Origin of the sequence: Salinivibrio proteolyticus (assembly GCF_027286365.1) — a bacterium.
GTDB lineage: Bacteria > Pseudomonadota > Gammaproteobacteria > Enterobacterales > Vibrionaceae > Salinivibrio > Salinivibrio proteolyticus.
This window is the reverse complement of sequence record NZ_CP114585.1, coordinates 444,706-469,389: the sequence shown is the minus strand read 5'-3', so window position 1 is coordinate 469,389 and position 24,684 is coordinate 444,706. Positions and strand designations below refer to the sequence as shown.

Sequence of the window (24,684 nt, the reverse complement as noted above, 5' to 3'; positions counted from 1 at the left end):
CCTTACTATAGTGCGACAGTCTTACTGTGTGAACATTACTGCGCTTGAAAGATAGATTGAAACTCGCGCTTGAGCGCGGGTTTTAAACGCGCCTGTTTTAATTGCTTGGATAAGTCTTTAACGCAACGTTTAAGCACATCGTCCAGTACCTGCGCTTTGTAGTTCTCTTGCTCGTCCTCAGACATGTCATCGAGTTTGACGTTTTGCAGTGCGTTGAGCGTATCAATCCCGACATAACTTTGGCTGATTGCTACCAAAGCATGAAACTGATCGAAGCTGTCGAGCACATTTTGCGCACTAGCAGGGAGCTTTTCCCATGCTTCGCGAACACTAGGCTCTGCCGCGTCATGGACGGGTGTACATGGCCTCAGGGGCGTTTTCATAGCGAATCACGCTTTGCAGCTCTGGGGAAAACTCATCAAAACTCACATTGGTACTGCTGGTATCGGACATGCACCGACTCTCCTTCACTTTTTATACTAAGCCCACGTCGTTATGAGCGACTTGCGGCCTTTCGGTCTTTCTTTTCGTTATTTTCTGTACGCTCACTGCGTGTTTGGTCGTCGAGTGGCACGACGGTATCGGTGGCTAAGGTGGCTCGGTTTTCACCTGCGAGTAAACCGCCTTTCTCAATAGTGAGTTGCTCGGTATTGAGCACGCCTTTCATTTTACCTTGCGAGAGAATGTCAATCGCATCGGCTTCGCATTGTCCTTCAACCAAACCGTTAATCGTAATATGCTTGGCATGAATCGTACCGCGGAAGTGTCCGGTTGCTGAGATAACCACGGCATTAGCCTGAGTGATATTGCCTTCACCAAAGCCATCAATTTGGATATCTCCGTCAAGCTCAATGTCACCAACAACCTTGCAGTTTTTCGCCACGATTGACAAACCAAGGTTACGGTTTGGGGTTGAACGAAACAGGCCCATAGTTTGTACTCCACAATCCATTTCCTACCAGTATATCATCTGGTGTCAGGCTATGTGTTGCGATCTTTTCACTCAAGCCTGACTAACATGTGATCCTGATACCAGTCTGTGTGCCTGTTTGTGCCGAATTATTCAGCACTTAGTTGGAGCGCAATTGCTCGGCTATGCCCAACTTGCTATAACACGATTATTATCTCAATGAGGACATGGATCATGTCAATGCTATTAACGCCCTATCAACAACGTGTCATCGGTTGCTTGCTTGAAAAAGAAGTGACTACGCCTGACTACTATCCACTGACCTTAAATGCACTCACGACAGCGGTAAATCAAAAAAGTAATCGAGAGCCTGTCTATGCGCTCACCGACGCCGACGTGTTAGACGTCGTAAATTCGCTTATCGATGCACGTCTTATCAGCCCACAGGAAGGGAGTGGGAGCCGTGTCTGCAAGTATCAGCATCGTTTTTGTAATACGCCTTTCGGTAATTTGACGTTTACGGATCAAGAAAAAGCGATTATTTGCGTGCTGTTGTTACGTGGCCCACAGACTGCAGGTGAGCTGCGCACACGGACGCAAAGGTTATGTGAATTTGCCGATATGCAGCAAGTAGAAAGCACGTTGAGTGCCATGATAGAGGCCGAATGGATTATGAAGCTAGCACGTGAGCCGGGTAAACGGGAATCGCGCTACATCCATTTATTTGGTGAATTAACCGAAGCGAGCGCTGAAAGCGAAATGAGACCCGAAACAGAAACGCTAGAGCTAAGCGCAGATAACGCCGCGGTGCCAAACCCATCTCACGGGACGCAGCATGCATTGGAAGCGCGGGTTGATGCGCTTGAGCAAGAGGTCGCCAGCCTGCGCGAGGCATTAAACGCGCTATTATCCAAATAAGAAGCATGAGCGAGTCGTGGTTCGTTTACTTGGTTCGTACGCGGCACAATGCTTTGTATTGTGGCGTGTCGACGGATGTTGAGCGCCGCTTTCAACAACATCTCAGTGGTAAAGGTGCGCGTGCGTTGCGAGGGAAAGGGCCACTTTCATTGGTGTGGCAATCTCCTGCAATGAGCAAACAAGCCGCTATGCAGTTGGAATATCAGATAAAACAGTGGCCCAAACAGCGCAAAGAAGCCTTATGTCTGGGAGATAACGACGTCCATCGATGGGAGTCGTAAAGGGCATATGCATCGGTTGCTTGACTATGAGTTCGAATAGCGTTGGTACGGAGTATGTTGTTTTAACAAGGTAAGGAGTTGATCGACGCCCATGGCGGGATAGTACAAGTGACCTTGAATATAACGACAGCCGATTTGGGCTAAGTAGTCCTTCTGGGCTTGATGTTCGACGCCCTCTGCGACCACTTTCAAGCCTAAGAGATCCGCCATACCGATCACGGCTTGGCAAATCACTGCATCGTCTTTGCATTCGGGGAGTTGGTCGATAAAGCTGCGATCAATTTTAACCGTATCGACAGGGAAATGTTTCAAATAGGCCAGTGATGAATAGCCGGTGCCAAAATCATCAATTGCTAGTGATATACCCGCTTCGGTGAGCGTGTGCAATGTCTGTTGATTTTGTTCCAAATTTTCAATAAACACTTGCTCGGTCAACTCGATTTGCACGCGCTCTGCTGGTACTTGATGGCGTTCGATGGCTTGTAAAATCGTATCAGCCAGAAAACTGTCTTGAAATTCATGCCCAGAGACATTAATAGCAAGCATCGGCGGTGCGCAACCCTCGGTGAGCAGCATGGCATAATGCTCTAGCGCTTTGTTAATGATCCAATTCCCCAGTTGTTGCATCAATCCTGTATCTTCAGCAGTACGGACGATGGTGTCAGGCGAAATGATAGTCCCCCCTTCATCTTGCCAGCGGACTAAGGCTTCAATGCCGACGATACGCTGCGTTTTTAAATCAACCTGAGGCTGAAAATGCAGCATCAATTCATTGCCTTGGATGGCTTTGCGAATGGTGTATTCGATGTCGCGCTTTTGCTGAAGGTGGTCACGCATCGCCATTTGAAATACGACCACACGGTGGTGCACGAGTTGTCGTGCTCGATGCGCAGCGGTATCGGCGTGGCGCAGTAATTCATGAGCCGGCATAGATGTGTCATAGCGATACGCCACACCAATTGCGCAGCTAGGTAAAACAGTCACTCCCTGAGCGTGGCATTCTTTCTCTACAGTTAAACGCACCTGCTTGGCGTGTACCTCGGCTTCTAACGGCGATAGATCGGTGCGCAGCATGACAAAATGTTCATCACTGGTTCTGGCTAAATAAGCTTGTGGAGGCAATAGATTTTGTAAGCGTTTGGCGACGGTAGTTAATACGTCATCGTGAATGCGGTAGCCGTGAAGATCATTGATTTCCTTAATATTATCAATGTCGATACAAATCAGCGACAGCGTACGCGTTGCCGAGAGCGTCTTGTTAATGGTGTGCTGAATGTGATTAAGCAGTGCATGGCGATTTGGCAGATAGGTCAGGGGATCATGATTAGCAATAAAATGCAGCTGATTTTCAACGTCTTTGCGTTGAGCGATTTCATTTTGCAGTCGAGTAATCGTCGCTTGTTCAGCTTTTCTCGCCATCAAATTGATTTCAATTAAATACAAGGCGATACCCACTAAGATCGTGACGACCAACCCAGAGATGTAAATGAGCATTGGCAAAGATAAAAAGTGTTCCGAGTCAGGGGTGCTCCACAATGTGACGATAAATTCCGGGCTGGCGCCGGTTAGTGTGAGCCCAACTTGTCCTGTTGCTGCTTCATTGGGCGGTATGTCCCCGAATACAACGTGCCCATCACTTGCAGCGTAGAGAGTGAGTTTCTGAAACGTATCGAGATAATCAGATGCTAGGTGGCTGATATGTTCTGCAATATCGAGAGTGCCACCGAGATAGTAGTTAGGCGTATTCCGATTTTGCGTATAGATAGGGTGTGCAATATGCCAGTCATGGAGCGACTCTACATCCATACGCAAAAGCTGAGCGTTACCGTCTCCTAAAACGTCAAACGGGAATTGCTCGGGCTTTTCTGAGTCATTTTGGGGGTAATGCCAACGAATCGTGCGATCAGACTCAGCCCAGAACAAGGCTTGAAAGTGAACGTCATTCCCCTGATGGGCTAGCACTAATGCTTGCCATGTCGAGTACGTCGAGGGAATGTTTTTTTCTATCTCGCTGGCAAGCACACTGAATTCATTCAGGTGAGCATTCATGTGACGCGTTAACGCGTCAGCAAAGGATTTTGCTTCGACGCTTAATAGCTGCTCGGTGCGCAGTCGTTGTTGTTCTTGTGCGGTATTAAATAAGGAAAAAGTGGCAATCAGGATAGCAAAGCAGATCAGCGCAATCACGAGTATAGCGCGGCCGCGAGGTCGAAATGGGCGCTTCGCAATGGAGAGACGGTCATCGATGTTTAGTGTCGTTCTCTGTAAGGGCATGGTCGTGAGAGCTATATCATGGTGGCTTTAAGTGTATGTGACACGAGTGACTCAAGTCGTATCAATAGTGAGACAAATGTGAGACTCCCTCTTTGATAAGGGATAGGTAAAGCGTAGCAGCTGTTAAGGGGACTGCGTGAGGGTATATCAAGAACCAGAGTAAACTTGTACAAATAAAAAATATTGTACAGAAGTGATCCTTCGCCTACATTGAGTTGTACAACAAAATATAAATGTACAACTCTGCGGCTCATGCCGCTTGATAAGAAGAGGTGAAGCATGTCGTTTCCAGTTGGTGTTAGCGCATGTGTGATTGGTGAAAAGGTGCGCTTTGATAGCGGTCATAAACGCAGTCCATTTGTGACTAAAGAGCTCGCTCCCTATGTTAATTTTGTCCCAGTTTGTCCAGAGGTTGCGATCGGCTTACCGGTGCCAAGACCAACGATTCGTTTACTAGATAAGGGGAATGTGGGCGATATTCGTTTGGTTGAGACCAAAGACGCCAGTAAAGATCACACCGAAAGAATGGTGGCCTTTAGCGAACGAAAAGCGGATGAATTGGCCCATAAAGCACTGCGTGGCTATATCGTTTGTGCCAAGTCGCCCACTTGTGGCATGGAGCGTGTCAAAGTCTACCGGGAAAATGGCTACACCTCTGATATCTCTGGGGTAGGGCTGTATACCCAAGCATTGATGGATCGTATGCCGTGGCTGCCGGTTGAGGAAGATGGCCGATTAAACGATCCCATCCTGCGTGAGAATTTTGTGTTTCGGTTATTTGCGTTAGACGATTTATATCGCAGTGTCGAAAGTGGCGTGACAAGAAAAGCGCTGGTCGCATTCCACTCGCGGTATAAATTAGTGTTGATGGCGCACTCGCCTGAGCGTTACCGAGAGTTGGGCCGTTTTATGGCGAACATCGCGGAGTACGATATTGATGATTTTTTCCACCAGTATCGCACGCAGTTTATGCAGTCGTTAGCTATCCGTGCGACACGGAAAAAGCACACCAATGTGCTAATGCATCTGCAAGGCTATTTTAAGAACAACCTCGATAAGAGCCAAAAAGCGGAGCTGACTCACCTTATTCATGCTTACCGGCAAGGCACTATGCCGTTGTTAGCGCCGTTGACCCTCATTGCTCACCATTTGCACAACCACCCAGATGATTACCTTGCTAGTCAAGCGTATCTGAAGCCGTATCCAGATGCCTTAAGGTTACGTTATGGACTCTAATCCCGAAAGCACGCTGACGATCAGCCAAGTTGCTGATCGTACCGGCGTTAATCCAGTGACATTGCGCGCATGGCAACGCCGTTATGGCTTGCTGTCTCCGGCCAGAACTCCGAAAGGTCATCGTCTTTACAGTGATGAAGACGTCGCCATGATTGGCCGGATCTTACGCTGGCTCGACAAAGGTGTCCCGATCAGTAAAGTGAAACCGTTACTGTCGCAAACCGAGACCCAAATAGATAGCGAAGATGACACGTTAGCACGTGAGCTGATGAAGTTGATTCATGACTTATCACTGAAAAAACTCGGCCAGCACGTCGAAACCTTATTAAAAGAATATCCGTTTTATTGGCTCATCGAACACGTCTTTACGCCGCTAGATACGTGGTTGGATGAGGAGCAAAGTGCCATCAGTTCTCTGCAGAAAGATATGTGGCGCAGTACGGTAATCGAAAAATGCCAAGCGGCAATGTTGGCGAACGCAAAGCGCAATAGTAAGTTCTCTTGTTGGTTAGTGACACTCACTGACACAGAAGATTATCAGCGCACCATGATGGCGATGCGTCTGAATGAGAAAGGTTACAACGTCACTATCTTGCGTGAGCCACATTCCCAACTTGGCCTTATCCTCGAAGTGATGCGAGAGCAAAAGATCCCCACGCTCGCAGTGATGGCTGCGCACCGCCTCGATCGTTCCCAGCTTAATCAGCTACGGCAGTGTTACGCACAATCTGACATTCACATTGTGAGCCAGCCATTTATTTGCTCCGTACATGGAGACGAGCTAAAAGAACTCAAGGAGAACAATCCGTTATGCATTTAGTTTGGTTTCGACGCGATCTGCGCTGCCTCGACAATCGTGCACTGCATGCAGCGTGCGAAGCAAACGAGCTTGTTGTGGGCCTTTTTGTGGAAACACCGGACCAATGGGCTGCCCACCATATGGCCCCGATTCAGGCGGGATTGATTGAAGCAAGGCTTAAGGCGCTGCGTGACGAACTCGGTGCACTTAACATTCCGCTGTTGGTGACACGAGCCGCTGACTATAAGAGGGCGTCTGAAACGGTCGCAACCCTTGCGAATTCGCTGAATATCAACGCCGTGTTTGTGAATCGTGAATACGAGCTGAATGAGCAAAATCGCGATCGCCAAGCACAGCAACAAGTGGAGGCGCAGGGCATTGATTGGTACGCCTACCATGACCGTAATCTGTTTGCGCCCGGCACGATTCGTTCTGGTAAAGGCGACGCGTATAAAGTCTTTACCCCATTTAAAAAAGCCTGCCTACGTGCATTAGAAGGTATGGATCAGTCACCGCTTAAGGCACCAGCCGTACGTGCTGATGATAAGCGGTTAGCCGCTATTTTTGCTTCTCTTGAGCCGATTGAATTTGACTATCCAACCAAGTCCGTCTCCGCATGGCCGACCACGGAAAAAGCCATCTTAGATAAGTTACGCACTTATTGCCGTGAGCAAGCGGCAGATTACAAGACGCACCGGGATTTCCCTGCCATTGAGGGCACCAGTCAGCTGTCACCGTATCTTGCCATTGGTGCATTGTCCCCTCGCCAATGCTTAGCGCGATTGCAATCTGAGCATCCGCAATGGCGCGAGCCTGATTCAGGCGCAGCAACTTGGTTGTCAGAGCTAATCTGGCGCGATTTCTATCAAGAAGTGAGTGCCCAAAACCCCAGTATTAGTAAAAAGCATTGCTTTTTAGAGTGGGGAGAGTCTGTGGTGTGGGATAACGACAACGCTCGCTTTGAGGCGTGGAAAGCGGGTAAAACCGGCTTTCCGATTGTGGATGCTGCGATGCAGCAATTGAACACCACCGGATGGATGCATAACCGCCTGCGGATGATAGTGGCAAGCTTTTTAACCAAGGACTTGCTCATCGATTGGCGTTGGGGGGAGGACTACTTTATGTCCAAGCTGATTGACGGCGACTTTGCGTCCAATAACGGTGGTTGGCAATGGTCAGCGTCAGTTGGCACCGATGCACAGCCTTACTTTCGAATTTTTAATCCGACAACCCAAGGGGAGCGCTTCGACAGTGATGGCCGCTTCATACGTCGTTGGTTATCGGCACTAAAAGAGGTGCCTGGTAAGCAAATCCATCAACCTTGGTCGTGGGCAGAAAAGTATGCGCAGTCATTAGATTACCCCAAACCGATTGTTGATCATGCCAAGCAGCGCAAACAGGCACTAGCGATTTTTGAGGCGGCCAAAAATCAGCCCAAGGAGTCTGCATAATGGAGATCGAGAGCGTTCAAACTCAGGTGGCGCGCTTTGCGCAAGTTTATCAGGCCCTCGGTAAAGACAACTTGGCATCGCTTGAAACGATTTACCACCCAGACATTGTGTTTATCGACCCAGCACACCGTATTGAAGGGCTCTCTGCGTTTCTAGCGTACTTTGCTTCCTTGTATCAAAACGTCACTAGCTGTCAGTTTGACATTCACCATACCACGGCGGGGGACAATGATGCTTTCGTGACGTGGACCATGACGTTTTCTCATCCGCGTGTACAACAAGGTAGACCGAGACAGGTGCATGGTTGCTCGCATTTGACGTTTACGGATGGGCGGGTCAGTCGTCACCGCGACTATTTTGACATGGGCGAAATGATTTATGAGGCCTTGCCGTTGATGGGTCGACTACTCACTTACATAAAAGCGAGGTTAGGACAATGAAACAGGTTGTGATTACTGGCGCGACATCGGGGATTGGCGAGCAATTAGCGCGAGACTATGCACGCCAAGGGTGGCGCGTCATTGCGTGTGGCCGTAACCAAGACAAGCTAGATGCGATGCAGCGCGATCATGCTTCTCTCGAGCCGTTAGTGTTTGATGCCACAGACAGGGATCAAACCCACCAAGCGCTCGGTGCCTTATCAGCAAGCTCTGATTTGGTGATCCTAAATGCCGGTACCTGTGAATACATCGACTACGGAAAAATCGATGTACCCTTGTTTAAACGCGTATTCGATATCAACGTGTTTGGCGTCCTTAATTGTATCGAAGCCTTGCAGGCAAGCTTTGTGCCGGGCACCCATTTGGCGATCGTTGGTTCCTCGGCGAGTTACATGCCTTTACCTCGCGCAGAGGCATATGGCGCATCTAAAGCTGCTATCAGCTATCTAGCCAATACGTTATCGGTTGATCTCGCCCATCAAGGGGTGACGGTGTCACTCATTTCGCCTGGGTTTGTTAAAACGCCACTAACAGATAAAAACGATTTCGCCATGCCGATGCGCGTGACTGTCGAGCAAGCGTCGGCGGCCATTCAAGCAGGGCTTGAGAAACGCAAAGCAGAAGTTCACTTTCCGCGTAAGTTTACCTATTTCCTGAAAATTATCGCCTTACTCCCTACATCATGGCAGATCGCCATTGCTCGACGCATGACAAGGAAACAAGCATGAAAATTGCGATTATCGGCTCCGGTATTGCGGGCCTGACATGTGCCCATTATTTAAATAAGCGTCATGACATTCAGCTCTTTGAAGCCAACGACTATCTCGGTGGTCACACGGCTACCGTTGACGTAGAGGTTGAGAGTGGACGCTATGCGATCGACACGGGCTTTATCGTGTTTAACGATCGTACTTACCCGAATTATGAACGTTTACTGGAAGAAATCGGGGTAGGTCGACAGCCTTCTGAGATGAGTTTTAGTGTGCGTAACGATGAAAATGGTCTGGAATACAACGGACATAGCTTAGCGTCGCTGTTCGCGCAAAAACGTAATGTGGTGAATGTTCGGTTTTACCGTTTCTTAGCCGAGATTATGCGTTTTAACCGTTTGGCGCGTGAGGCTCATCAGCGCGGCCAAGCGTCAGATACATTGGCTATGCACACCTTGGGGGAGTTCCTTAACCAGCACGGATTTAGCGACTATTTTTGTCAAAACTATATCTTACCGATGGGGGCGGCAATATGGTCCTCCACACTTTCAGATATGCGCGGATTTCCTCTGGCATTTTTTCTCCGTTTTTTCCAAAACCACGGCTTGCTGGATATTACGAATCGCCCGCAGTGGTACGTCATTCCGGGTGGCTCGCGTGAATATGTTAGAAAGCTCATCCCAGCGTTTGCTGAAAAGATCCAATTAAACACCCCCGTTAGGCAAGTAACACGTCACCAGCACGGCGTTGTGCTCACCACAGAGAGTGGCGAGTATCAGTTCGATCATGTCATTTTTGCTTGCCATAGCGATCAAGCCCTGTCGATGCTAGCCGATCCTTCAACAGCTGAACGTGAAGTGTTAGGCGCAATTCCGTATCAAGATAACGAGGTGGTGCTCCATACCGATACCTCATTACTTCCCACTCGCAAAGGGGCATGGGCGAGCTGGAACTATCATCTGCCCGTGTCAGAAGATATAGACACGCAACCTGCAGCTTTGACCTACAATATGAATATATTGCAGTCAATTCAGGCGCCTGAAACCTTCTGTGTCACGCTAAATCAAACGGATCGAATCGAACCGAGTAAGATTTTACGGCAGTTTGTGTATGCGCATCCGGTATTTAATACCGAAAGCGTCGCCGCGCAGCAACAGCGCCATCGAATTAATGGCCAGCAACGAAGCTGGTTCTGTGGCGCCTACTGGTACAACGGCTTCCATGAAGATGGTGTGCGCAGTGCGCTCGATGTAGTTGAGGAAATGAGTTAGTGAGTACAGTGGCAGAATCACTTCAAAGCGGGCTTTATGTCGGCCAAGTTCGACACCGACGCTTTACGCCGATCAAACACGCCTTTAATTATCCCGTGTTTATGCCGCTGATTGATTTGGATGAGCTAAGCACACTGGCGGCGCGTGTGCGCGGCTTTCGACTCGGGAAGTGGGGGTTCGCCGCCTTTCATCATGCCGACTATTTCGCGGGGGAGTCGGACACCAAAGCGGCTTGTCTCGATAAACTCTATGCGCTAACCGGTGAGCGCATTACCGGCAAAGTCTACGCATTGTGCCAACTTCGCTATTTGGGCGTGTACTTTAGTCCCGTGAACCTTTATTACATCTATGACACAGATAATCAGTGGCGGTATGTATTGGCTGAGGTGAGCAATACCCCTTGGGGAGAAAAGCATTTTTATGCGATACCAGCGGGGAAGCGCTGGCAGCATGATAAAGCCTTTCATGTCTCGCCATTCAACCCGATTGAGCAACGGTATCACTGGCGACTCAAGCCGCTAGGTGAACGTGTGCATGTACATTTAGAAGCGCACCGAGATGATCGAGAGTTTGATGCCACGTTAGGCATGAAGCGGCGCCCCTTTACCACGCAAACCCTCAATAAACTATTGATCCGAACCCCGATCGAGACAGTAAAAGTTCTCATTGGTATTTATTGGCAGGCGCTCAAATTATGGATAAAGGGCGCACCGTTTTATCCGCACCCAGGTGCGAAGAAGGAGTAATTATGTCTGCGACGGACGTTTCTCAAACTCAACGCACGCTGACACGCAAAGAGCATTATGCTAAGCAGTTGGTTTACACGTTACTGGCACATGTTAAAGATGCCTGTATTTCTTTGGTCGACGAGCAGGGGCAAACCTTACAATGTGGTGATCCACAAGCTAGTCTTCATGCCTCTGTGCTCGTCCACGATCCGCGCTTTTACACACGTATGTTGACCGGTGGAAGTATTGCCGCCGCTGAAGCGTACGTCGATGGTTGGTGGGAATCTCCCAATCTGACCGATGTGATCCGAGTCTTTGCTCGCAACCTACCTGCCATCGATCGCATTGAAAAACACACCGGTTGGTTGGTGAATCTTGGCAACAAGCTGGCACACTGGCGAAACCGCAATGAAAAAGACACCGCACGTCGTAATATTTCAGCGCATTACGATTTGGGTAATGATCTCTACCGTCACTTTCTTGATGAGCAGATGCTCTATTCTAGCGCTATCTATACCGAGAACACCGTGGGCTTGGAAGCGGCACAAGTGGAGAAAATGGACCGCCTTTGTCGGCAACTCAAGCTCAAACCATCGGATCACTTAATTGAGATTGGGTCGGGCTGGGGAGCAATGGCGATCTATGCTGCCAAAGAGTATGGTTGCCGCGTCACCACTACGACGATTTCGGAAGAGCAGTATGCTTGGGCAAAAGCTCGGATCGAACAAGCGGGCCTGCAAAACCAAATCACTTTGCTAAAAGAAGATTACCGCGATCTTGACGGTGAGTACGATAAGCTCGTTTCGATTGAAATGATCGAAGCGGTAGGTAAAGAGTATCTCGATACCTTTGTGAAAAAGTGTCAATCGTTACTCAAACCTGAGGGATTGATGGCCATTCAAGCCATCACCATTGCCGATCAGCGCTATGAGCACTACAGCCGGAATGTGGACTTTATCCAAAAGCACATTTTTCCTGGTGGCTTCTTACCATCAGTGAATGTATTGCTGGATCATTTTACCGCGCAGACCGATTTTGTGATGCGTGATTTAAAAGATATTGGTATCGATTACGCCAATACACTCGCCGACTGGCATCAGCGCTTTAACCAAAACGCAGATACGCTACAAACCTTTGGCTATGATGAACGCTTTGCGCGTTTGTGGCGATACTACTTCTGCTACTGCGAGGGGGGATTCCGCGAGCGCACCATCAGCGCTGTGCAGTTGCTGTTTAGTCGCCCCGCTTGGCGTGAGGCCTAACATCATGCGCTTTGTGGTGATCTCTCTGCTTTTTAACGTGTTTTGGTTCACGGCGGCGTTGGGGCAAAGTAGCACCCAGTGGTTGCTAGTCGCCATGCTTGCCGCGGCGATTTTCTATCAGCGCGATGTCCTTTGGGCGATCATCACCTTAACGCCGATAGGCCTTGTCGGTGATAACCTGTTAATCCATTTTGGCTGGCTTGCCACTGAACCTGCATCAGCGTGGATGCCGGTGTGGCTGGTTCTACTTTGGTGCGGGTTCTGCGCATTCGTTTGGTTGTTGCGTAAGATCATTCTCGCCCATTCTCTATGGGCGATGAGTCTGATTGGCGCTTTGGGTGGCGCGAGCAGTTATGTTGCTGGAGAACGGCTTGGCGCGATTGTTTTTCCGCAACCTTGGCTCACCACAAGTCTCGTTCTAGTCGCAGTCTGGGCGGTGTACAGTGTGATTCTTATCCACCTAATGCGTTGGCTAGTGGATAAAACACAGCCAACGACGTTGGCCTCGGGAGGTGAGTGATGAAAGCTATTCTGCTCGTGGGCTGGCTTACCTTAATCCTCTCGTGGCCGGGTTCTGCCGAGACGGCATCTCCTAAGATGGAGAATGCATGGCAATCTTGGCCCCAAGTTGGTAAGGCAACACTCACATGGGGCTGGTGGACGATCTATCGCTCCGAGTTGCGTGCGCCTGACGGAGAGTATCAACCACAACAGCCACATGCATTGGTGATTACCTATGCTCGAGATATCAGCGACAAACGGCTGATGGAAGCGACGGACGATCAGTGGCAGCACCTTGGGTTCTCTGCATCGCAACGCGCAGTGTGGCTGGAAACAATCTCGCCAGCTTGGGGCGATATCAAGGAGAACGATCGTCTCGCTTTTGTCCGTACTCGGACCGGCGGTACATTTTATTACCAACGCGCGGACCAAAACTGGCAGCTAACACTTAACCTAACCGATACGGCATTGGCCGACGCCTTCTTGGCCATTTGGTTATCAGAAAATACCGATTACCCCGATCACCGTAAAGCATTATTAGGAGATCCATCATGACTCTACCGACGAGGCAGATCCGGCAGCGTATTCAGTGGGCCTTGCTCGCCGTAGCGGCGCTATTGTTGACGGCGTGTTCAGCGGACATTGAGGACTACAAAGCGCGTACTCCTGCGTTTGACTTGTTTGAGTATTTTGAAGGACACACAAAAGCGTGGGGTATGGTGCAAGATTTTTCTGGTGAGCAACGCCGGCGTTTTGAGGTAGATATCATTGGCACTGTGGACGGCGATACACTGACACTCGACGAGTCCTTTGTGTATGACGATGGCGAGACCCAAACGCGTGTTTGGACGATTACCCGCCACTCAGAAGGGACCTATTCAGGAACCGCCGGTGATATCGTGGGCACTGCGACAGGCGTTGTTGAAGGGAATGCGTTAAATTGGCGCTATGATTTGGTTGTGCCTGTTGGTGACAGCGAGTATCAGCTGCACTTTGACGACTGGATGTTCCGACAAGATTCAGACCATTTATTTAATGTCACCTCGATGCGCAAATGGGGGGTTGAAGTCGGGAAAGTGACGCTGTTTTTCCAACGTGTAAACAAGGAGGGCTAATTAGCCCATCCCTCTGGCTAAGCCGATCGCGCGTTGCAAGATCCACCGGAGCAACTTAGGGATCGGCGCTTTCAATTCATTCTCGGTATAGGCGATGATCGCGAGCGCGGCATCGGGTTTGGCATAACGCTTGAGTGCCTTAGTAATGATGCGCCTGTCATTCATGTGAGGCTGTTGGCTTGTCATCCCAGCCATATCTCGGAACAAAGGCTCATAGCCGTTGTTATACAAGAAATGCTCAATATCTTTATCCGGCAAGACGGTAAGCCTGACGCCCTCCGGCTGATTCTCAATCTGTCCGCGTGCTGTGGCGGCATACTTCTTCCCGGCCATATCACCATCGGCGACGAGGTGCCATTCAATCCCCAAGGCTTTGGCGGTTTTGATTAATGGACGTAGACCGCTTTGTGCAAATTCAATTAAGTGGACGCCTTCGGCAGCGAGGTCATAACCTTGCAAGCGAGCGAGCTCATTAAATAGCCAAATCTCCGTCTCGCCTTCAACCAACAGCCAGCAGCGCGCAAACAAGGCACTGGGGCGATGAAAGCGGACATGAAAGGTAACGCGACGGCGTTCATCTTTACTTAACAGCTGTGAGGGAACTTGGTGGCTGCGTGTCTCGGTCGGATGGCGTACCAATCTTCGGATATGATCAAGTTGAACCCCCGCCAAAAGATCACCGCTATTAGTGGTCAGTATTTTTTGCATCGGCATCAATTGGATCAGGCGCCAAGCTTGATTCAATAAGGTGGGGTGCAGGCGACCTTCGGGATCCTCAAACACCATGATCGGTCGCGCATTGCGCTTAAGCTGCTTTGGCCCTCGCGCTCGCACAAATGCGCTTAATAATCCCATCAGGATAAGGTCGCTTTGATTGGAGGTATTGTTAGCCACCGCCTCTAAGGGATGCATTTGATTATGGGTAAACGCTAACGCTCCGGGGGCATTGATGGGGTAAGGGGGGCGATCGTGCTCTTGTACGGCAAAGTAATGATCCAGCAGTTGCCGCATCGCATGTAGCCCGCTCTTAATCTCTCCTTTATTAACGTGGCCGGGCATCATTAACAATCGGCGATAGGTATTGTCGAGCCGTTGCTCAAGGCGGGTATTGTCTTTAGTTACTGTTTGTCCGGGGACCCGCATGCGTCTTGCATCGCGTACCCGAACCACAGGGTGGATCTGCATGAGATGCTGTGCCAGCACATCGCTCTCGATATCTTGAATGACATCGCCCTGACTGGATAGAAACTCGCGACGTACATGGACTTTGCTTTCTTCTGTGGTGGCGCTCAAGCGATAATCGAGAGTACGGCAACCCTCATGCTCGCCATTCCACACCGGCTTAAAGCGTCGATAGCGGCGTGCTTTGTGTTCGCCAGCAAAGCTTTCTTGCCAACGCAGTACGATTTGAAATTGTTGTTCAGGGGCAATCCCTAGGGTGTGGTCAACATGAAAGTCCGAGCGTTTGAAGCTGGGACGATCACCACTAGGATGCAAAGCGATTTCCAATGCGTCGAGCAAGGAAGATTTACCCCACGCGTTTTCACCGATTAGAACGGTGAGTTCATCAACTTGTAGTGACAGGCGCTTGATGCCACGAAAGCCTGCTATTTCAATCCGGTCTAGTCTCATCGTCACCTCTCATTTACTGTATGACAGTTCTTGTTGAAAGGAAATAAACCCGGTGACGATTTTGTGCTATATCGCTGATTTATTGTCTTTATCTTATCAACTGATAGTCGTTTTAAATTGGCTTTTGAAGTAGGAGTGCACTGAAAACCCTGCTAAAGTGTTAAGACTTTATAGGTCCCCATTTGCGTCGCACGTCGTCAGCTCCTTACGACGTTCCGTGATGTAGGTTAAGAGAAGCACTATGTTGTCGTTTGAAGCGTTACAGGTTTTAGATGCCATTGAGCGAAAAGGCAGTTTTGCCGCCGCAGCGGAGTCACTTAATCGAGCCCCTTCCTCACTGAGCTATCAAGTTCAAAAGCTGGAAGATGAGCTTGGACTAGTGATCTTTGATCGGTCCGGTCACCGCGCGACATTTACCGACGCCGGCCATTTATTGGTAGAGCGTGGACGCTTATTACTGAACGCGGCCGATGAGATGATTGCCGATGCGGCGTCGTTAGCTCATGGGTGGGAGCTCGAAATTCGGCTTGCCTACGACGGTTTGTTTAAAAGTGCGTTCTTTTTCCCGCTCATTGAGCGTCTTGCCAATAAAAGCAGCACGCGTTTGAAACTGTCAGAAGAAATTCTTGCCGGGTGCTGGGAATCTCTCGCGCAAGATAGAGCAGATGTGCTGATTGCGCCGATCCCAGCGTCAGTTCCTCAAGGGATCAAGGTACAGCCTTTGGGAGAAATGAGTGCGTACTGGGTTGCCACGCCTGACCATCCCATTCATAAAGAAGCGCGACCTGTCGATCCAGACATTCGGGCTGGTTATCGGGGAGTCGCGGTTGCCGATACCGCACGCGGCATGCAGCCGATTACCTATAATGTCTTGGAAGATCAACCGCGTTTAACCGTCAGCTCGATGCATGATAAGTATCAAGCGATATTGGCAGGTCAGGGGATTGGTACTTTACCGTGGTTTTGGATTCAAGATGACTTGAAAGCGGGTCGCCTCAAGCTATTGAAGGGCAGCACACCTTTCGAGTTAAAGATGGGACTCGCGTGGAAGCGCAACCGTATGGGCAATGCGAAATCTTGGTTGGTGCGGCAAGTCCCTAAGCTGCTTGCGCCCTATTTGCAAGCCGGTGACATTCCGATTGATACGCCGTAGTCGGTTATGCATCTTGGTTTTTATGTAGTGGCAGCAGCATATCCACCACGCCGTCTGCCATTTGCACATCAATACTAAAACCGCACTTTTGTGCTAATCCAATCATGCCTCGGTTCGCTGGCATCGTCATACCGGTAATGCGAGACAGGCCGGCCTGTTTGGCGTAATCGATGATCGCAGTCATCAAGATACTGCCAAGGCCAACGCCTTTTAAATCCGAGCGCACTAGCACGGCGAACTCGGCTTCTGTATTTTCAGGATCGGCCAATAAACGGACCACTCCCCAGATTTCTTCTTGTCCAGAAGGGGAGGTATAGGTCGCTACCAGTGCCATTTCTCGGTCATAGTCAATCTGAGTGAGGTTGGCCAGGGCCTCATGGTTGAGTTCACCCACGTCAGAGAAGAATCGCCGATAAAGATCCTCCTCCGATACTTGCTCTACAAACGCTTTGTGGGTTGGCTCATCTTCGGGAAGAATCGGACGTAATAGCAATGTATCGCCATTTTTTAAGGTGACCTGTTGCTCGAGTTCTTTAGGATAGGGGCGTATCGCCAAACGTTGATGCTGACTACCGGCGTAATCACGCAGTTGTAGGGAGGCGTCTAATACGGTGAGCTCGTCGCCCGCGACTAATAGTGGGTGAATATCCAGTTCGTCAATTTCAGGGCAATCAATAATCATCTGTGACAGTGTCACTAAAAAGCGGCACAAGCTGGGCACATCAATGGAAACGGGGAAGCCGCGCTGTTTGATTTTGCCAGACTTGATCGCGCCAATTACCAAATAGCGTGCTAACGCCATATTTAGCGGAGGGATCGCCACCGCAGCATCTTTGGTCACGTCCCAGTCCGAACCACCTTCACCCAGTAAGATAATGGTGCCAAACACGGGATCATTAGTGATTGTCACTCTTAACTCTTGCGCGCCGGCGCGGGGAGCCATGGATTGAATCAGTAAGCCTTGAATGCGTGCGTTTGGATACGTCATAGACACGCGGTCCAAAATGGCTTGTGAAGCATTCGCCACTTCAGCGGCTGTGCGCAAATTGAGCATCACGCCTTGTACATCCGATTTATGCTGGATATCTGGCGATCTCAGTTTTACTGCAACCGGATAGCCCACTTGCTCGGCAATTTGCGCCGCTTCGACCGGATCACTCGCCAGCCAGGTGGACATGACGTGCAAGCCATACGCTTCAAGAAGAGGACGGACTTCATGTGTGGTGAGAGTGAGGTGCTTAATATCTTCGGCTTGATCGATAAAGGCGCGAACTGCCGGCAAGTCGTAGTCTGTTTGTCCGGTGGACGTGGGCGTTTCCATCAACTGCTTTTGGTTACGCCGGTACTCTACCAAATGCATGTAGGCGGTAACGGCGCTTTCTGGCGTACGATAGGTCGGGTAGCCAGCATGGGTAAATGCTAGTCGAGCAACGGTGGCGTCATCGCCTTCGCCTTGCCAGTTGGTGAGAATATTAAAACGCCGCGCGCGCGGATTTTCCTTGAGAGCAGCGATAATGGCTTTCGCGGTAGCTAGCCCCGGCGCCGTGACGGAGGGTGAATGCATGATAAGTAGTGCATCGGCATCATCACTCGTCAAGAGAATATCAATGGCATCTTGGTATCGTTGTGTGTCCGCATCGCCCACGATATCGATCGGGTTGGTACGCGACCAACTTGCGGGTAATACCTGATTCAACGCTTCAATAGTTTTCTCACTAAGAGACGCCAATTTACCGCCCGAATCCATCAGTGTATCGACTGCCATGACAGCAGGGCCGCCGCCATTGGTAATAATGGCCAAACGCTCGCCACGTAAAGGAACGGAGTGCGACAAGGTTTCGACTGCGGCAAATAGCTCGTGAGTGTTATTTACGCGCAGCATCCCCGAGCGACGAATGGCTGCGTCATAGGCGGCATCGAGGCCCATGTTGGTATGGCTCAGTTGTTCCAAGGCCACCGAGCCACCGCGAGTGCGGCCACTTTTTAGCACCAAAATACGTCGGTTACGTGCCGCGGCGCGAGCAGCGGAAATAAACCGTCTCGCATCACGGATTGAGTCGACATAGAGCAGAATGGCATCGGTTTTACTGTCACGACACAGATAATCCAATAATTCGGGGAAGTCGATGTCGCAGGCTTCGCCGAGTGAAATAAAGGTCGAGAAGCCGATTCGCTTATTTTTGGCCCAGTCTAAAATCGTGGTACAGACAGCGGCGGATTGAGAAATAAAGGCAATGTTTCCTTTATTAGCAGACACAGGTGCAAACGACGCATTCAAATTCAGCCAAGGCAGAATCATCCCCAGACTGTTTGGTCCAAGCACCCGCATGGTGTAGCGCGCCGCAATGGCCTGCATGCGCGAAAAGTGACTTTCGCCTTGCTCATTAAATTGCCCGCGCATGCCCGCAGCTAGCACGATCACTAACTTGACGCCACGTTCGCCCAGCTGTTCGATGAGGCTAAGATTGTACTCGCCACGGGTACACAGGATAGCTAAGTCAGGCACTAATGGCAGTGCTTCGATGGTTTTGTAGGCCAGTATCCCCGCAACCGCTTGATATTTCGGCGTGACGGGCATGATTGGGCCTTGAAATCCCCCCGATTGCAGATTGCGAGTCACCACATACCCAGCGCGGTTAGCTCGGTCTGAGGCTCCAACAACCGCGATTGATTTGGGCTTAAGTAACTGATCAATCCCTGACATAACGCTCCCCCTTTGCGTGGCATGATAAGCCGAGAAACAGGACAGATTGTCAGCCAGTGTATCTATTCATGCTTGAATTCAGCGGTTTTTTTTAACGCAATGTGATCTGTGCGGAGCAGAATTTATTCAACACGATACACTGAAAAACAGGCAGGGGTGGCCATCTGTGAGCTGCAGCCGAAACCTTACGCCGCCACCTAAGTTTTTATTGAATGGTTGTTAGGTCGGGGGCACAATGACACAAACTTGGATAACTGACAGAATTGCAATGAAAAAATTGGCCTTATTGGCTGTTGCCGCGCTCTTGACGGGATGCAGCGGTGGCGGCGTCACTACCGAAATTTATAGTCAGACCATTGAGTCGACCGATACCCGTGCGACCGAACAGCCAGAGATGGCGAAAGCGGAGCCGATGCCACAAGCTCAGCCAAAGCCTGCGCCTAAAAAGCAAACGGTAAAACCCGCGAAACAAGGGCCGGGCTATACCATTCAAGTTGTGGCACTGAGTCACGATCGTGGATTTAGCGATTACGCTAAACGCTTACCCAGCGATCAGCCGCTTTGGAGCAATAAAAAAATGGTCGATGGTTTGCCTTGGTACACCTTGCTTTATGGCGAATACCCAACCCGAGATGCAGCCAAGCAAGCGATTCAGGCGCTTCCACAAACAGTGCGCCAATATGGACCATTTGTTCGCTCCATTGCGGATATCAAACGGTCGTCCAACCCACAAATGGTGCGCGTTAACTAAGCGCGGCCCATTTGCTGAACAGGCCGGCGATTTGCCGGCTTTTTTGTTTGTGGTGGGTAACGCATAGTTGAGCGCCTGATGTTCCGCACTCACTTGTATAATTGACAAGCAATCGGCTATCAAAGCGGACATAAAAGCTGTTTGGATAATGAAAGCTAGCGAACAATTGTCTACTATGGCTTAAAAGTCAGCAAAATACGTGCATGGCACGTCTTGTGAGAAAATGATGAGTAAAATAAACCTTCTTTTGCTGTGTGGTGGCGGTGGTGCTGAACATGCGATTTCTTTGATTTCGGCTCAGTACCTTGAGTCACAACTGGCAAAAATGCCGCGAGTGAAAGTCCATAAAGTGGAAATGACCGATCAAGGTTGGCATTTAGCGGATGGCATGCGCTGCCATTTGGATACCGATGGCATGCTGTGTAGCAAGGTAGAACACACCCAAATCCATTATGTGGTGCCTTGTATTCACGGCTTTCCCGGTGAGACAGGCGATATTCAATCATTATTAGAAATCACAGGTTTGCCGTATCTCGGCTGCGGACCTGAAGCGAGCCGAGTGTGCTTTAATAAAATCACCTCCAAGTTATGGTTTGACGCCCTCGGGATTCCGAACACACCTTATGTATTTTTAACCGATCAGAGCCCAAGTAGCTTGACTCGGGCACGTACTTTTTATGACGAGCAAGGGGCGGTTTTTGTAAAAGCGGCAAGTCAGGGATCCAGCGTGGGCTGCTACCGTGTGGCGAAAGAAGATGAGCTAGACGCGCGAATTGCAGATGCGTTTACGTTTTCAGACCAAGTACTTATCGAGAAAGCGATTAAACCACGTGAGCTTGAAGTCGCTGCATTCCACATGGGAGAGGATGTGATTGTCACCCCACCGGGCGAAATCAGCTGCCCAGAGGACACCTTCTACACCTACGAGGAAAAGTACAGCGACGGCAGTCACAGCAATACGCACATTGAAGCGGCAAACCTCACGAATGAACAAATAGAGGCGATTCAGCAGTATGCGCGTCAAGCGTTTGTGCACCTACGCTTAAAAGATTTGTCTCGTATTGACTTCTTTTTGAGCGACGATAACCAAATCTTACTTAATGAAATCAATACCTTTCCAGGAATGACCCCGATTTCGATGTTCCCCAAACTGGTAGAACATCATGGTTATCCTTTCCACGAATACCTCGCCCAATGTATTAGCAAGGCAACAGGCAAACGGGTGAGTTAGGCGCTACTCTGTAGACTTTTTATGTCGGTAACGTGCTTTGGCTTGCTCACTGGCTTCGCGGTTGCCGACATATTGCGCCGGCATAGCCGGACTTTTCCAACGGCCCAGATGTTGGATTTGCTTGATACTTAATCCCTGCTTTGCCAGAGCTTTACTGGCTCCCACGCGGGGAGATTGTCCAGAAAACACCACTGATTCCCCTAACACGTCACTGGCGCGGCGAAAAACGCGATAAATTGAAGAGGGGTCTAACGGCGTGTCGCCTAAGTGGCCATGCTTGTTAATTCGTCGCAGTAGGGGGCCTTGATGGATCCCACTGTACTTGAGCCAAATGGCGAGCGTCACTGCGGTTTGTTCAGAGAGCACAACCCGTTGCTCTCCAATCATCACATAGGCCTTTTCGCCGTCATAAAGAACATCTTCTGCGGCGAGTGCAGCGAGTTCACTGCGTTTGAGTAAGCCCTCGTAACACAATGACCAAATCAAAAGATCACGAATATCGCGTAGTCGGTTACTTGATTGGAAATGCTCTCTAAGTGCTGACAGGTGTCTTTTTCTAAATGGCGCGGCTTCTTTTGCTTCTGGGAGTTTCGCGGCAAGTAACCGCGCCATGGCATATTTCACTTCGCGATGCTTACTCGGATCTCGCTGACGGTGTAAGCGATGCACCAAGCCTACAGTGACAATAATTCGGCGAATCGCCGATACTTTTCGCTGTTGGGAGGTGAGTTCCGCAAATCGACGCAGCGTTGTCACTGCGCAGGGTAACGCCGTGACATGTTGGCTTTGGCAAAAAGAAACAAAAACTTGCCAGTCATTTCGATAGCTCAGTAGTGAGTTTCGACTATATCGAGATTCTGTCACGCTATCCCAATCTTCAATGGATAGTACGCCCTGATTGAACTTTTGAATGCTCGCACTTAAATGATTGTTATCAATGGGATTAATCTTTTTCATAATGCACTATAACTTTAATTGTATAGTCCTATATTATCATCAACCACAGAGTGAAACTTGAAACATATCGCACTTTATATACTCACCTGTCTGTCAAGGTCTGAAAATAAGTGAAAATCCTCGAACTCAACGTGATAATAGTCTAAAAATTTAATAGGTTCGTAACTCATAATAGGTATGATTGCTGTTGTGGGAACGGCATCAGGAGGAAACTATGACCCAACGCCTTTTTCACCGTGGTTACACCATTGAGAAAGTAGAAGGCTCTGGTGATATCCAAGAGGTGTATCGTGCGCGGATAGGCGGTAAAGTTGTGTCTGGCAGCTTAACTGGCGTCAAAAAGTCGATTGAGTGGTGGGTCGATACCAGCATGGTGACTGATCCTGCCGAGTTTGATGCGCTTGCTCGTAAACAAACCCGCCAAGTTGAAGAGTACAAAGGGTTTCGCCTGATGAATGACGATCCCGAGAAAGACGAAAAGGGCTGGTACATGATGGTTCGGGGAAATCTGATGAAAGGAACCTTACCCGCCCTCAAACTTTATATTGATCGCAACGGCGAAAAACTGCGCGCCTAATACACGCAATGTATACCAACCAATAAGATAAGCGGCTTTATCTGCAAAGCCGCTTTTTGTTTTGGTATAGTCTCACCAAGGTTTTCACATTACGTATACACCATGTCTGACAACAACCGATTAGTTTATTCTACCGAAACCGGTCGCATCAAAGAGGCACCGGAAAAGCCAGTTCGCCCAAAGGGAGATGGCATCGTTCGTATTCAGCGCCAAACAAAAGGGCGCAAAGGGAAGGGCGTTAGCTTAGTAACAGGGCTGGACCTTGAAGACGCGGCATTAAAACTACTCGCCGCCGAGCTTAAAAAGGTATGCGGCTGTGGTGGCGCGATTAAAGACGGCGTTATCGAGATCCAAGGGGATAAACGCGATCAAATCAAAGCCCACCTTGAGAAAAAAGGCCACACCGTCAAACTCGCCGGTGGATAAAAAACGGGCAGCGTATGCTGCCCATTGTCAGTGATTTGTCGTACAGCATGCTGACTAAGGATTACTCTCCGGATCAATCAACACGTCAAAGCGCTCATTACCGTGAAGTGATTCAAAATCAGCTTCCTCACGAGCCGCCTCACGCAGAGAGGCACTTTCCGCCACGGCGACTTCCAAGTCAGAGATCGCTTGCTCTTCCGCACCAAGACGCGCATAGGCACAAGCACGCTGGAAGAGGGCGTTGGCATTTTTGTCATCCACCTCTAAAACACGATTACTAATACTCAACGCCCAGTGGTATTCACCCATTTCCATCGCGGCATCCGCTTTATGAGTGAGGGCTTCTAGATCACCAGGGCGAATTTTTAAAATCTCATTGTAGATTTCCATCCGTTGTTCTGGCGTTTGTGAATGCTGTGCGCGTAACCAAAGGTTATGGATCTCATTAATCCGTTCAATTTCTTTGTTATTCTCGGCGATGATACGTGTTTTACGTTTCAAATCGCGCTCTAGCGCTTGGAACTTTCGCTCATATTGTTCAGCAATTTCCGATAACTGTTGATCAGCGAGTTCTTTTGTATTGTTCTTGATATCACGCAGCGATTGCCAACCAACTAGAGCGATCAATGATGCTGCGCCCGCAATCAAATAGAAAAAGTAGGTGACGGTGACATTGGCATAGTTAAGTGATTTGTCCGCCACGTCCAATTCACGGTCGGTAATCTCAACCACCATACGCTTTTCAAGAGCCTGGAAGTCTGTTCTGAGATTACGAATCTCATCCATAACATAGCGTTCCATCAATGGCTTGTCATAAATACTTTGTTCCGCATACGACTTAGGTTGTGCGGGGGCTTGTTTGGCTTCGCCTTCATCCTCGGCAGACACACTGAAGCTGGTCAATGCGACTAACAGCCAAGCCACTATTTGAGCTCTCATTTTTTCCCTTATTTAACGGTTCGCGTACAAACTAGCAAAACTGTAGCAAACCTTGCAGCACCTAAAAAGGTCAACAGGCGGAAACTGCTGAGATAACACTAAATATACCCATAAAAGATGATCATTTAGCTTATCACTGCGAGATTGAAGCACCTTAGGTCAAGCGGAGCATTTGAACTGAGTGGATTAAAGAAAGTGGTGATTAGCTATTTTATGGTAAATACACAATTACGTTGAATAGTCGCGTAAACACAGTGAAGGGGACAAAACGTATCGACGAGGAATGCAGGCGCTTGTCTTATTGATGCCGATCTTGATCTGAGGGATATGTTATTTAACATAAGATAGATAATGCGCACTTGATGTGTATTATAGTTCAACAGTGTCCGGCTTGAGCACTTTTAAAATAACGACACAT

24 protein-coding genes and 1 pseudogene are annotated in these 24,684 nt (G+C 49.3%); 18 read left to right on the top strand and 7 right to left on the bottom strand.

The features are described 5' to 3' along the window. Positions 1 to 35: 35 nt before the first annotated feature. Both N7E60_RS16055 and N7E60_RS16050 read right to left on the bottom strand, forming a co-directional pair. Positions 36 to 453 (bottom strand): annotated as a pseudogene (locus tag N7E60_RS16055) (DUF3069 domain-containing protein). A gap of 40 nt (positions 454 to 493) precedes the next feature. Beyond that, entirely contained in the window at positions 494 to 931 is a 438-nt protein-coding gene (locus N7E60_RS16050; protein WP_077457476.1) for a bactofilin family protein, read from the bottom strand. 213 nt (positions 932 to 1,144) lie between these two features. Here N7E60_RS16050 and N7E60_RS16045 point away from each other — a divergent pair, with 213 nt between their 5' ends. Both N7E60_RS16045 and N7E60_RS16040 read left to right on the top strand, forming a co-directional pair. Beyond that, a complete protein-coding gene (locus tag N7E60_RS16045; protein WP_077662423.1) occupies positions 1,145 to 1,828 on the top strand; it encodes a YceH family protein in 684 nt (227 codons plus the stop codon). Positions 1,829 to 1,833: 5 nt separating this feature from the next. Further along, the gene (locus N7E60_RS16040) at positions 1,834 to 2,109 is read left to right on the top strand and encodes a GIY-YIG nuclease family protein (protein WP_077457471.1); all 276 of its coding nucleotides are present in this window, start codon (positions 1,834 to 1,836) and stop codon (positions 2,107 to 2,109) included. A gap of 24 nt (positions 2,110 to 2,133) precedes the next feature. Here N7E60_RS16040 and N7E60_RS16035 read toward each other — a convergent pair whose 3' ends face one another. Beyond that, positions 2,134 to 4,383, bottom strand: coding sequence for a putative bifunctional diguanylate cyclase/phosphodiesterase (locus tag N7E60_RS16035; RefSeq protein ID WP_269598654.1), 2,250 nt, complete (start codon positions 4,381 to 4,383; stop codon positions 2,134 to 2,136). Positions 4,384 to 4,662: 279 nt separating this feature from the next. Between N7E60_RS16035 and N7E60_RS16030 the strand changes: the two genes are divergently transcribed. From N7E60_RS16030 to N7E60_RS15980, 11 genes are read left to right on the top strand one after another with little or no spacing between them, the layout of a single operon-like run. After that, the gene (locus N7E60_RS16030; RefSeq protein ID WP_269598653.1) at positions 4,663 to 5,619 is read left to right on the top strand and encodes a YbgA family protein; all 957 of its coding nucleotides are present in this window, start codon (positions 4,663 to 4,665) and stop codon (positions 5,617 to 5,619) included. After that, positions 5,609 to 6,439, top strand: coding sequence for a MerR family transcriptional regulator (locus tag N7E60_RS16025; RefSeq protein ID WP_269598652.1), 831 nt, complete (start codon positions 5,609 to 5,611; stop codon positions 6,437 to 6,439). Before N7E60_RS16030 ends, N7E60_RS16025 begins: the two co-directional genes overlap by 11 nt. Further along, on the top strand, positions 6,430 to 7,869 hold the full coding sequence (phrB, locus tag N7E60_RS16020; protein ID WP_269598651.1) for a deoxyribodipyrimidine photo-lyase: 1,440 nt from the start codon (positions 6,430 to 6,432) through the stop codon (positions 7,867 to 7,869). Before N7E60_RS16025 ends, phrB begins: the two co-directional genes overlap by 10 nt. Continuing rightward, the gene (locus tag N7E60_RS16015; protein WP_269598650.1) at positions 7,869 to 8,309 is read left to right on the top strand and encodes a nuclear transport factor 2 family protein; all 441 of its coding nucleotides are present in this window, start codon (positions 7,869 to 7,871) and stop codon (positions 8,307 to 8,309) included. The genes phrB and N7E60_RS16015 overlap by 1 nt, the downstream gene beginning before the upstream one ends. After that, positions 8,306 to 9,037, top strand: a complete 732-nt coding sequence (locus tag N7E60_RS16010; RefSeq protein ID WP_069586455.1) for an SDR family NAD(P)-dependent oxidoreductase — start codon at positions 8,306 to 8,308, stop codon at positions 9,035 to 9,037. The genes N7E60_RS16015 and N7E60_RS16010 overlap by 4 nt, the downstream gene beginning before the upstream one ends. Then, on the top strand, positions 9,034 to 10,290 hold the full coding sequence (locus N7E60_RS16005; protein ID WP_269598649.1) for an NAD(P)/FAD-dependent oxidoreductase: 1,257 nt from the start codon (positions 9,034 to 9,036) through the stop codon (positions 10,288 to 10,290). The genes N7E60_RS16010 and N7E60_RS16005 overlap by 4 nt, the downstream gene beginning before the upstream one ends. An 8-nt stretch (positions 10,291 to 10,298) precedes the next feature. Next, positions 10,299 to 11,036 carry a DUF1365 domain-containing protein gene (locus N7E60_RS16000; protein ID WP_269598648.1) on the top strand — a complete coding sequence of 246 codons (738 nt, stop codon included), beginning with the start codon at positions 10,299 to 10,301 and terminating at the stop codon, positions 11,034 to 11,036. Between the two features lie 2 nt (positions 11,037 to 11,038). Then, on the top strand, positions 11,039 to 12,280 hold the full coding sequence (locus N7E60_RS15995) for an SAM-dependent methyltransferase (RefSeq protein WP_269598647.1): 1,242 nt from the start codon (positions 11,039 to 11,041) through the stop codon (positions 12,278 to 12,280). A gap of 4 nt (positions 12,281 to 12,284) precedes the next feature. Next, a complete protein-coding gene (locus N7E60_RS15990; protein WP_269598646.1) occupies positions 12,285 to 12,800 on the top strand; it encodes a DUF2878 domain-containing protein in 516 nt (171 codons plus the stop codon). Further along, positions 12,800 to 13,336, top strand: a complete 537-nt coding sequence (locus N7E60_RS15985; protein WP_269598645.1) for a chalcone isomerase family protein — start codon at positions 12,800 to 12,802, stop codon at positions 13,334 to 13,336. The genes N7E60_RS15990 and N7E60_RS15985 overlap by 1 nt, the downstream gene beginning before the upstream one ends. After that, positions 13,333 to 13,896 carry a DUF3833 domain-containing protein gene (locus N7E60_RS15980; protein ID WP_269598644.1) on the top strand — a complete coding sequence of 188 codons (564 nt, stop codon included), beginning with the start codon at positions 13,333 to 13,335 and terminating at the stop codon, positions 13,894 to 13,896. Before N7E60_RS15985 ends, N7E60_RS15980 begins: the two co-directional genes overlap by 4 nt. Here N7E60_RS15980 and N7E60_RS15975 read toward each other — a convergent pair whose 3' ends face one another. Then, a complete protein-coding gene (locus N7E60_RS15975; protein WP_269598643.1) occupies positions 13,897 to 15,528 on the bottom strand; it encodes a DUF2813 domain-containing protein in 1,632 nt (543 codons plus the stop codon). 241 nt (positions 15,529 to 15,769) lie between these two features. Here N7E60_RS15975 and N7E60_RS15970 point away from each other — a divergent pair, with 241 nt between their 5' ends. Further along, complete coding sequence (locus N7E60_RS15970) at positions 15,770 to 16,681, top strand: LysR family transcriptional regulator (RefSeq protein ID WP_077457448.1); 912 nt, start codon at positions 15,770 to 15,772, stop codon at positions 16,679 to 16,681. 4 nt (positions 16,682 to 16,685) lie between these two features. Here the strand turns inward: N7E60_RS15970 and N7E60_RS15965 are convergent, their stop codons facing one another. After that, positions 16,686 to 19,385: a bifunctional acetate--CoA ligase family protein/GNAT family N-acetyltransferase gene (locus tag N7E60_RS15965; RefSeq protein WP_269598642.1), complete on the bottom strand. Its 2,700-nt coding sequence runs from the start codon at positions 19,383 to 19,385 to the stop codon at positions 16,686 to 16,688. A gap of 268 nt (positions 19,386 to 19,653) precedes the next feature. On the opposite strand from N7E60_RS15965, the gene N7E60_RS15960 reads away from it, so the two are divergent. Next, on the top strand, positions 19,654 to 20,136 hold the full coding sequence (locus N7E60_RS15960) for an SPOR domain-containing protein (RefSeq protein WP_069586462.1): 483 nt from the start codon (positions 19,654 to 19,656) through the stop codon (positions 20,134 to 20,136). 226 nt (positions 20,137 to 20,362) lie between these two features. Beyond that, a complete protein-coding gene (locus N7E60_RS15955) occupies positions 20,363 to 21,367 on the top strand; it encodes a D-alanine--D-alanine ligase (protein WP_269599024.1) in 1,005 nt (334 codons plus the stop codon). Positions 21,368 to 21,370: 3 nt separating this feature from the next. Here N7E60_RS15955 and N7E60_RS15950 read toward each other — a convergent pair whose 3' ends face one another. Next, positions 21,371 to 22,324, bottom strand: a complete 954-nt coding sequence (locus N7E60_RS15950) for a tyrosine-type recombinase/integrase (RefSeq protein ID WP_269598641.1) — start codon at positions 22,322 to 22,324, stop codon at positions 21,371 to 21,373. A gap of 214 nt (positions 22,325 to 22,538) precedes the next feature. On the opposite strand from N7E60_RS15950, the gene N7E60_RS15945 reads away from it, so the two are divergent. Beyond that, the gene (locus tag N7E60_RS15945; RefSeq protein WP_077457440.1) at positions 22,539 to 22,901 is read left to right on the top strand and encodes a DUF3319 domain-containing protein; all 363 of its coding nucleotides are present in this window, start codon (positions 22,539 to 22,541) and stop codon (positions 22,899 to 22,901) included. A 102-nt stretch (positions 22,902 to 23,003) separates the two neighbouring features. Then, positions 23,004 to 23,327, top strand: a complete 324-nt coding sequence (gene yciH / locus N7E60_RS15940; RefSeq protein WP_069586466.1) for a stress response translation initiation inhibitor YciH — start codon at positions 23,004 to 23,006, stop codon at positions 23,325 to 23,327. 54 nt (positions 23,328 to 23,381) lie between these two features. On the opposite strand, the gene N7E60_RS15935 is transcribed toward yciH, so the two are convergent. Further along, on the bottom strand, positions 23,382 to 24,266 hold the full coding sequence (locus N7E60_RS15935) for a TPR end-of-group domain-containing protein (protein WP_077457438.1): 885 nt from the start codon (positions 24,264 to 24,266) through the stop codon (positions 23,382 to 23,384). Positions 24,267 to 24,684 lie beyond the last annotated feature (418 nt).

Bases quoted from the DNA above. Each gene is read 5' to 3' on its own strand.
- N7E60_RS16050 (WP_077457476.1), bottom strand. From the start codon at position 931: ATGGGCCTGTTTCGTTCAACCCCAAACCGTAACCTTGGTTTGTCAATC.
- N7E60_RS16045 (WP_077662423.1), top strand. From the start codon at position 1,145: ATGTCAATGCTATTAACGCCCTATCAACAACGTGTCATCGGTTGCTTG.
- N7E60_RS16040 (WP_077457471.1), top strand. From the start codon at position 1,834: ATGAGCGAGTCGTGGTTCGTTTACTTGGTTCGTACGCGGCACAATGCT.
- N7E60_RS16035 (WP_269598654.1), bottom strand. From the start codon at position 4,383: ATGCCCTTACAGAGAACGACACTAAACATCGATGACCGTCTCTCCATT.
- N7E60_RS16030 (WP_269598653.1), top strand. From the start codon at position 4,663: ATGTCGTTTCCAGTTGGTGTTAGCGCATGTGTGATTGGTGAAAAGGTG.
- N7E60_RS16025 (WP_269598652.1), top strand. From the start codon at position 5,609: ATGGACTCTAATCCCGAAAGCACGCTGACGATCAGCCAAGTTGCTGAT.
- phrB (WP_269598651.1), top strand. From the start codon at position 6,430: ATGCATTTAGTTTGGTTTCGACGCGATCTGCGCTGCCTCGACAATCGT.
- N7E60_RS16015 (WP_269598650.1), top strand. From the start codon at position 7,869: ATGGAGATCGAGAGCGTTCAAACTCAGGTGGCGCGCTTTGCGCAAGTT.
- N7E60_RS16010 (WP_069586455.1), top strand. From the start codon at position 8,306: ATGAAACAGGTTGTGATTACTGGCGCGACATCGGGGATTGGCGAGCAA.
- N7E60_RS16005 (WP_269598649.1), top strand. From the start codon at position 9,034: ATGAAAATTGCGATTATCGGCTCCGGTATTGCGGGCCTGACATGTGCC.
- N7E60_RS15995 (WP_269598647.1), top strand. From the start codon at position 11,039: ATGTCTGCGACGGACGTTTCTCAAACTCAACGCACGCTGACACGCAAA.
- N7E60_RS15990 (WP_269598646.1), top strand. From the start codon at position 12,285: ATGCGCTTTGTGGTGATCTCTCTGCTTTTTAACGTGTTTTGGTTCACG.
- N7E60_RS15985 (WP_269598645.1), top strand. From the start codon at position 12,800: ATGAAAGCTATTCTGCTCGTGGGCTGGCTTACCTTAATCCTCTCGTGG.
- N7E60_RS15980 (WP_269598644.1), top strand. From the start codon at position 13,333: ATGACTCTACCGACGAGGCAGATCCGGCAGCGTATTCAGTGGGCCTTG.
- N7E60_RS15975 (WP_269598643.1), bottom strand. From the start codon at position 15,528: ATGAGACTAGACCGGATTGAAATAGCAGGCTTTCGTGGCATCAAGCGC.
- N7E60_RS15970 (WP_077457448.1), top strand. From the start codon at position 15,770: ATGTTGTCGTTTGAAGCGTTACAGGTTTTAGATGCCATTGAGCGAAAA.
- N7E60_RS15965 (WP_269598642.1), bottom strand. From the start codon at position 19,385: ATGTCAGGGATTGATCAGTTACTTAAGCCCAAATCAATCGCGGTTGTT.
- N7E60_RS15960 (WP_069586462.1), top strand. From the start codon at position 19,654: ATGAAAAAATTGGCCTTATTGGCTGTTGCCGCGCTCTTGACGGGATGC.
- N7E60_RS15955 (WP_269599024.1), top strand. From the start codon at position 20,363: ATGAGTAAAATAAACCTTCTTTTGCTGTGTGGTGGCGGTGGTGCTGAA.
- N7E60_RS15950 (WP_269598641.1), bottom strand. From the start codon at position 22,324: ATGAAAAAGATTAATCCCATTGATAACAATCATTTAAGTGCGAGCATT.
- N7E60_RS15945 (WP_077457440.1), top strand. From the start codon at position 22,539: ATGACCCAACGCCTTTTTCACCGTGGTTACACCATTGAGAAAGTAGAA.
- yciH (WP_069586466.1), top strand. From the start codon at position 23,004: ATGTCTGACAACAACCGATTAGTTTATTCTACCGAAACCGGTCGCATC.
- N7E60_RS15935 (WP_077457438.1), bottom strand. From the start codon at position 24,266: ATGAGAGCTCAAATAGTGGCTTGGCTGTTAGTCGCATTGACCAGCTTC.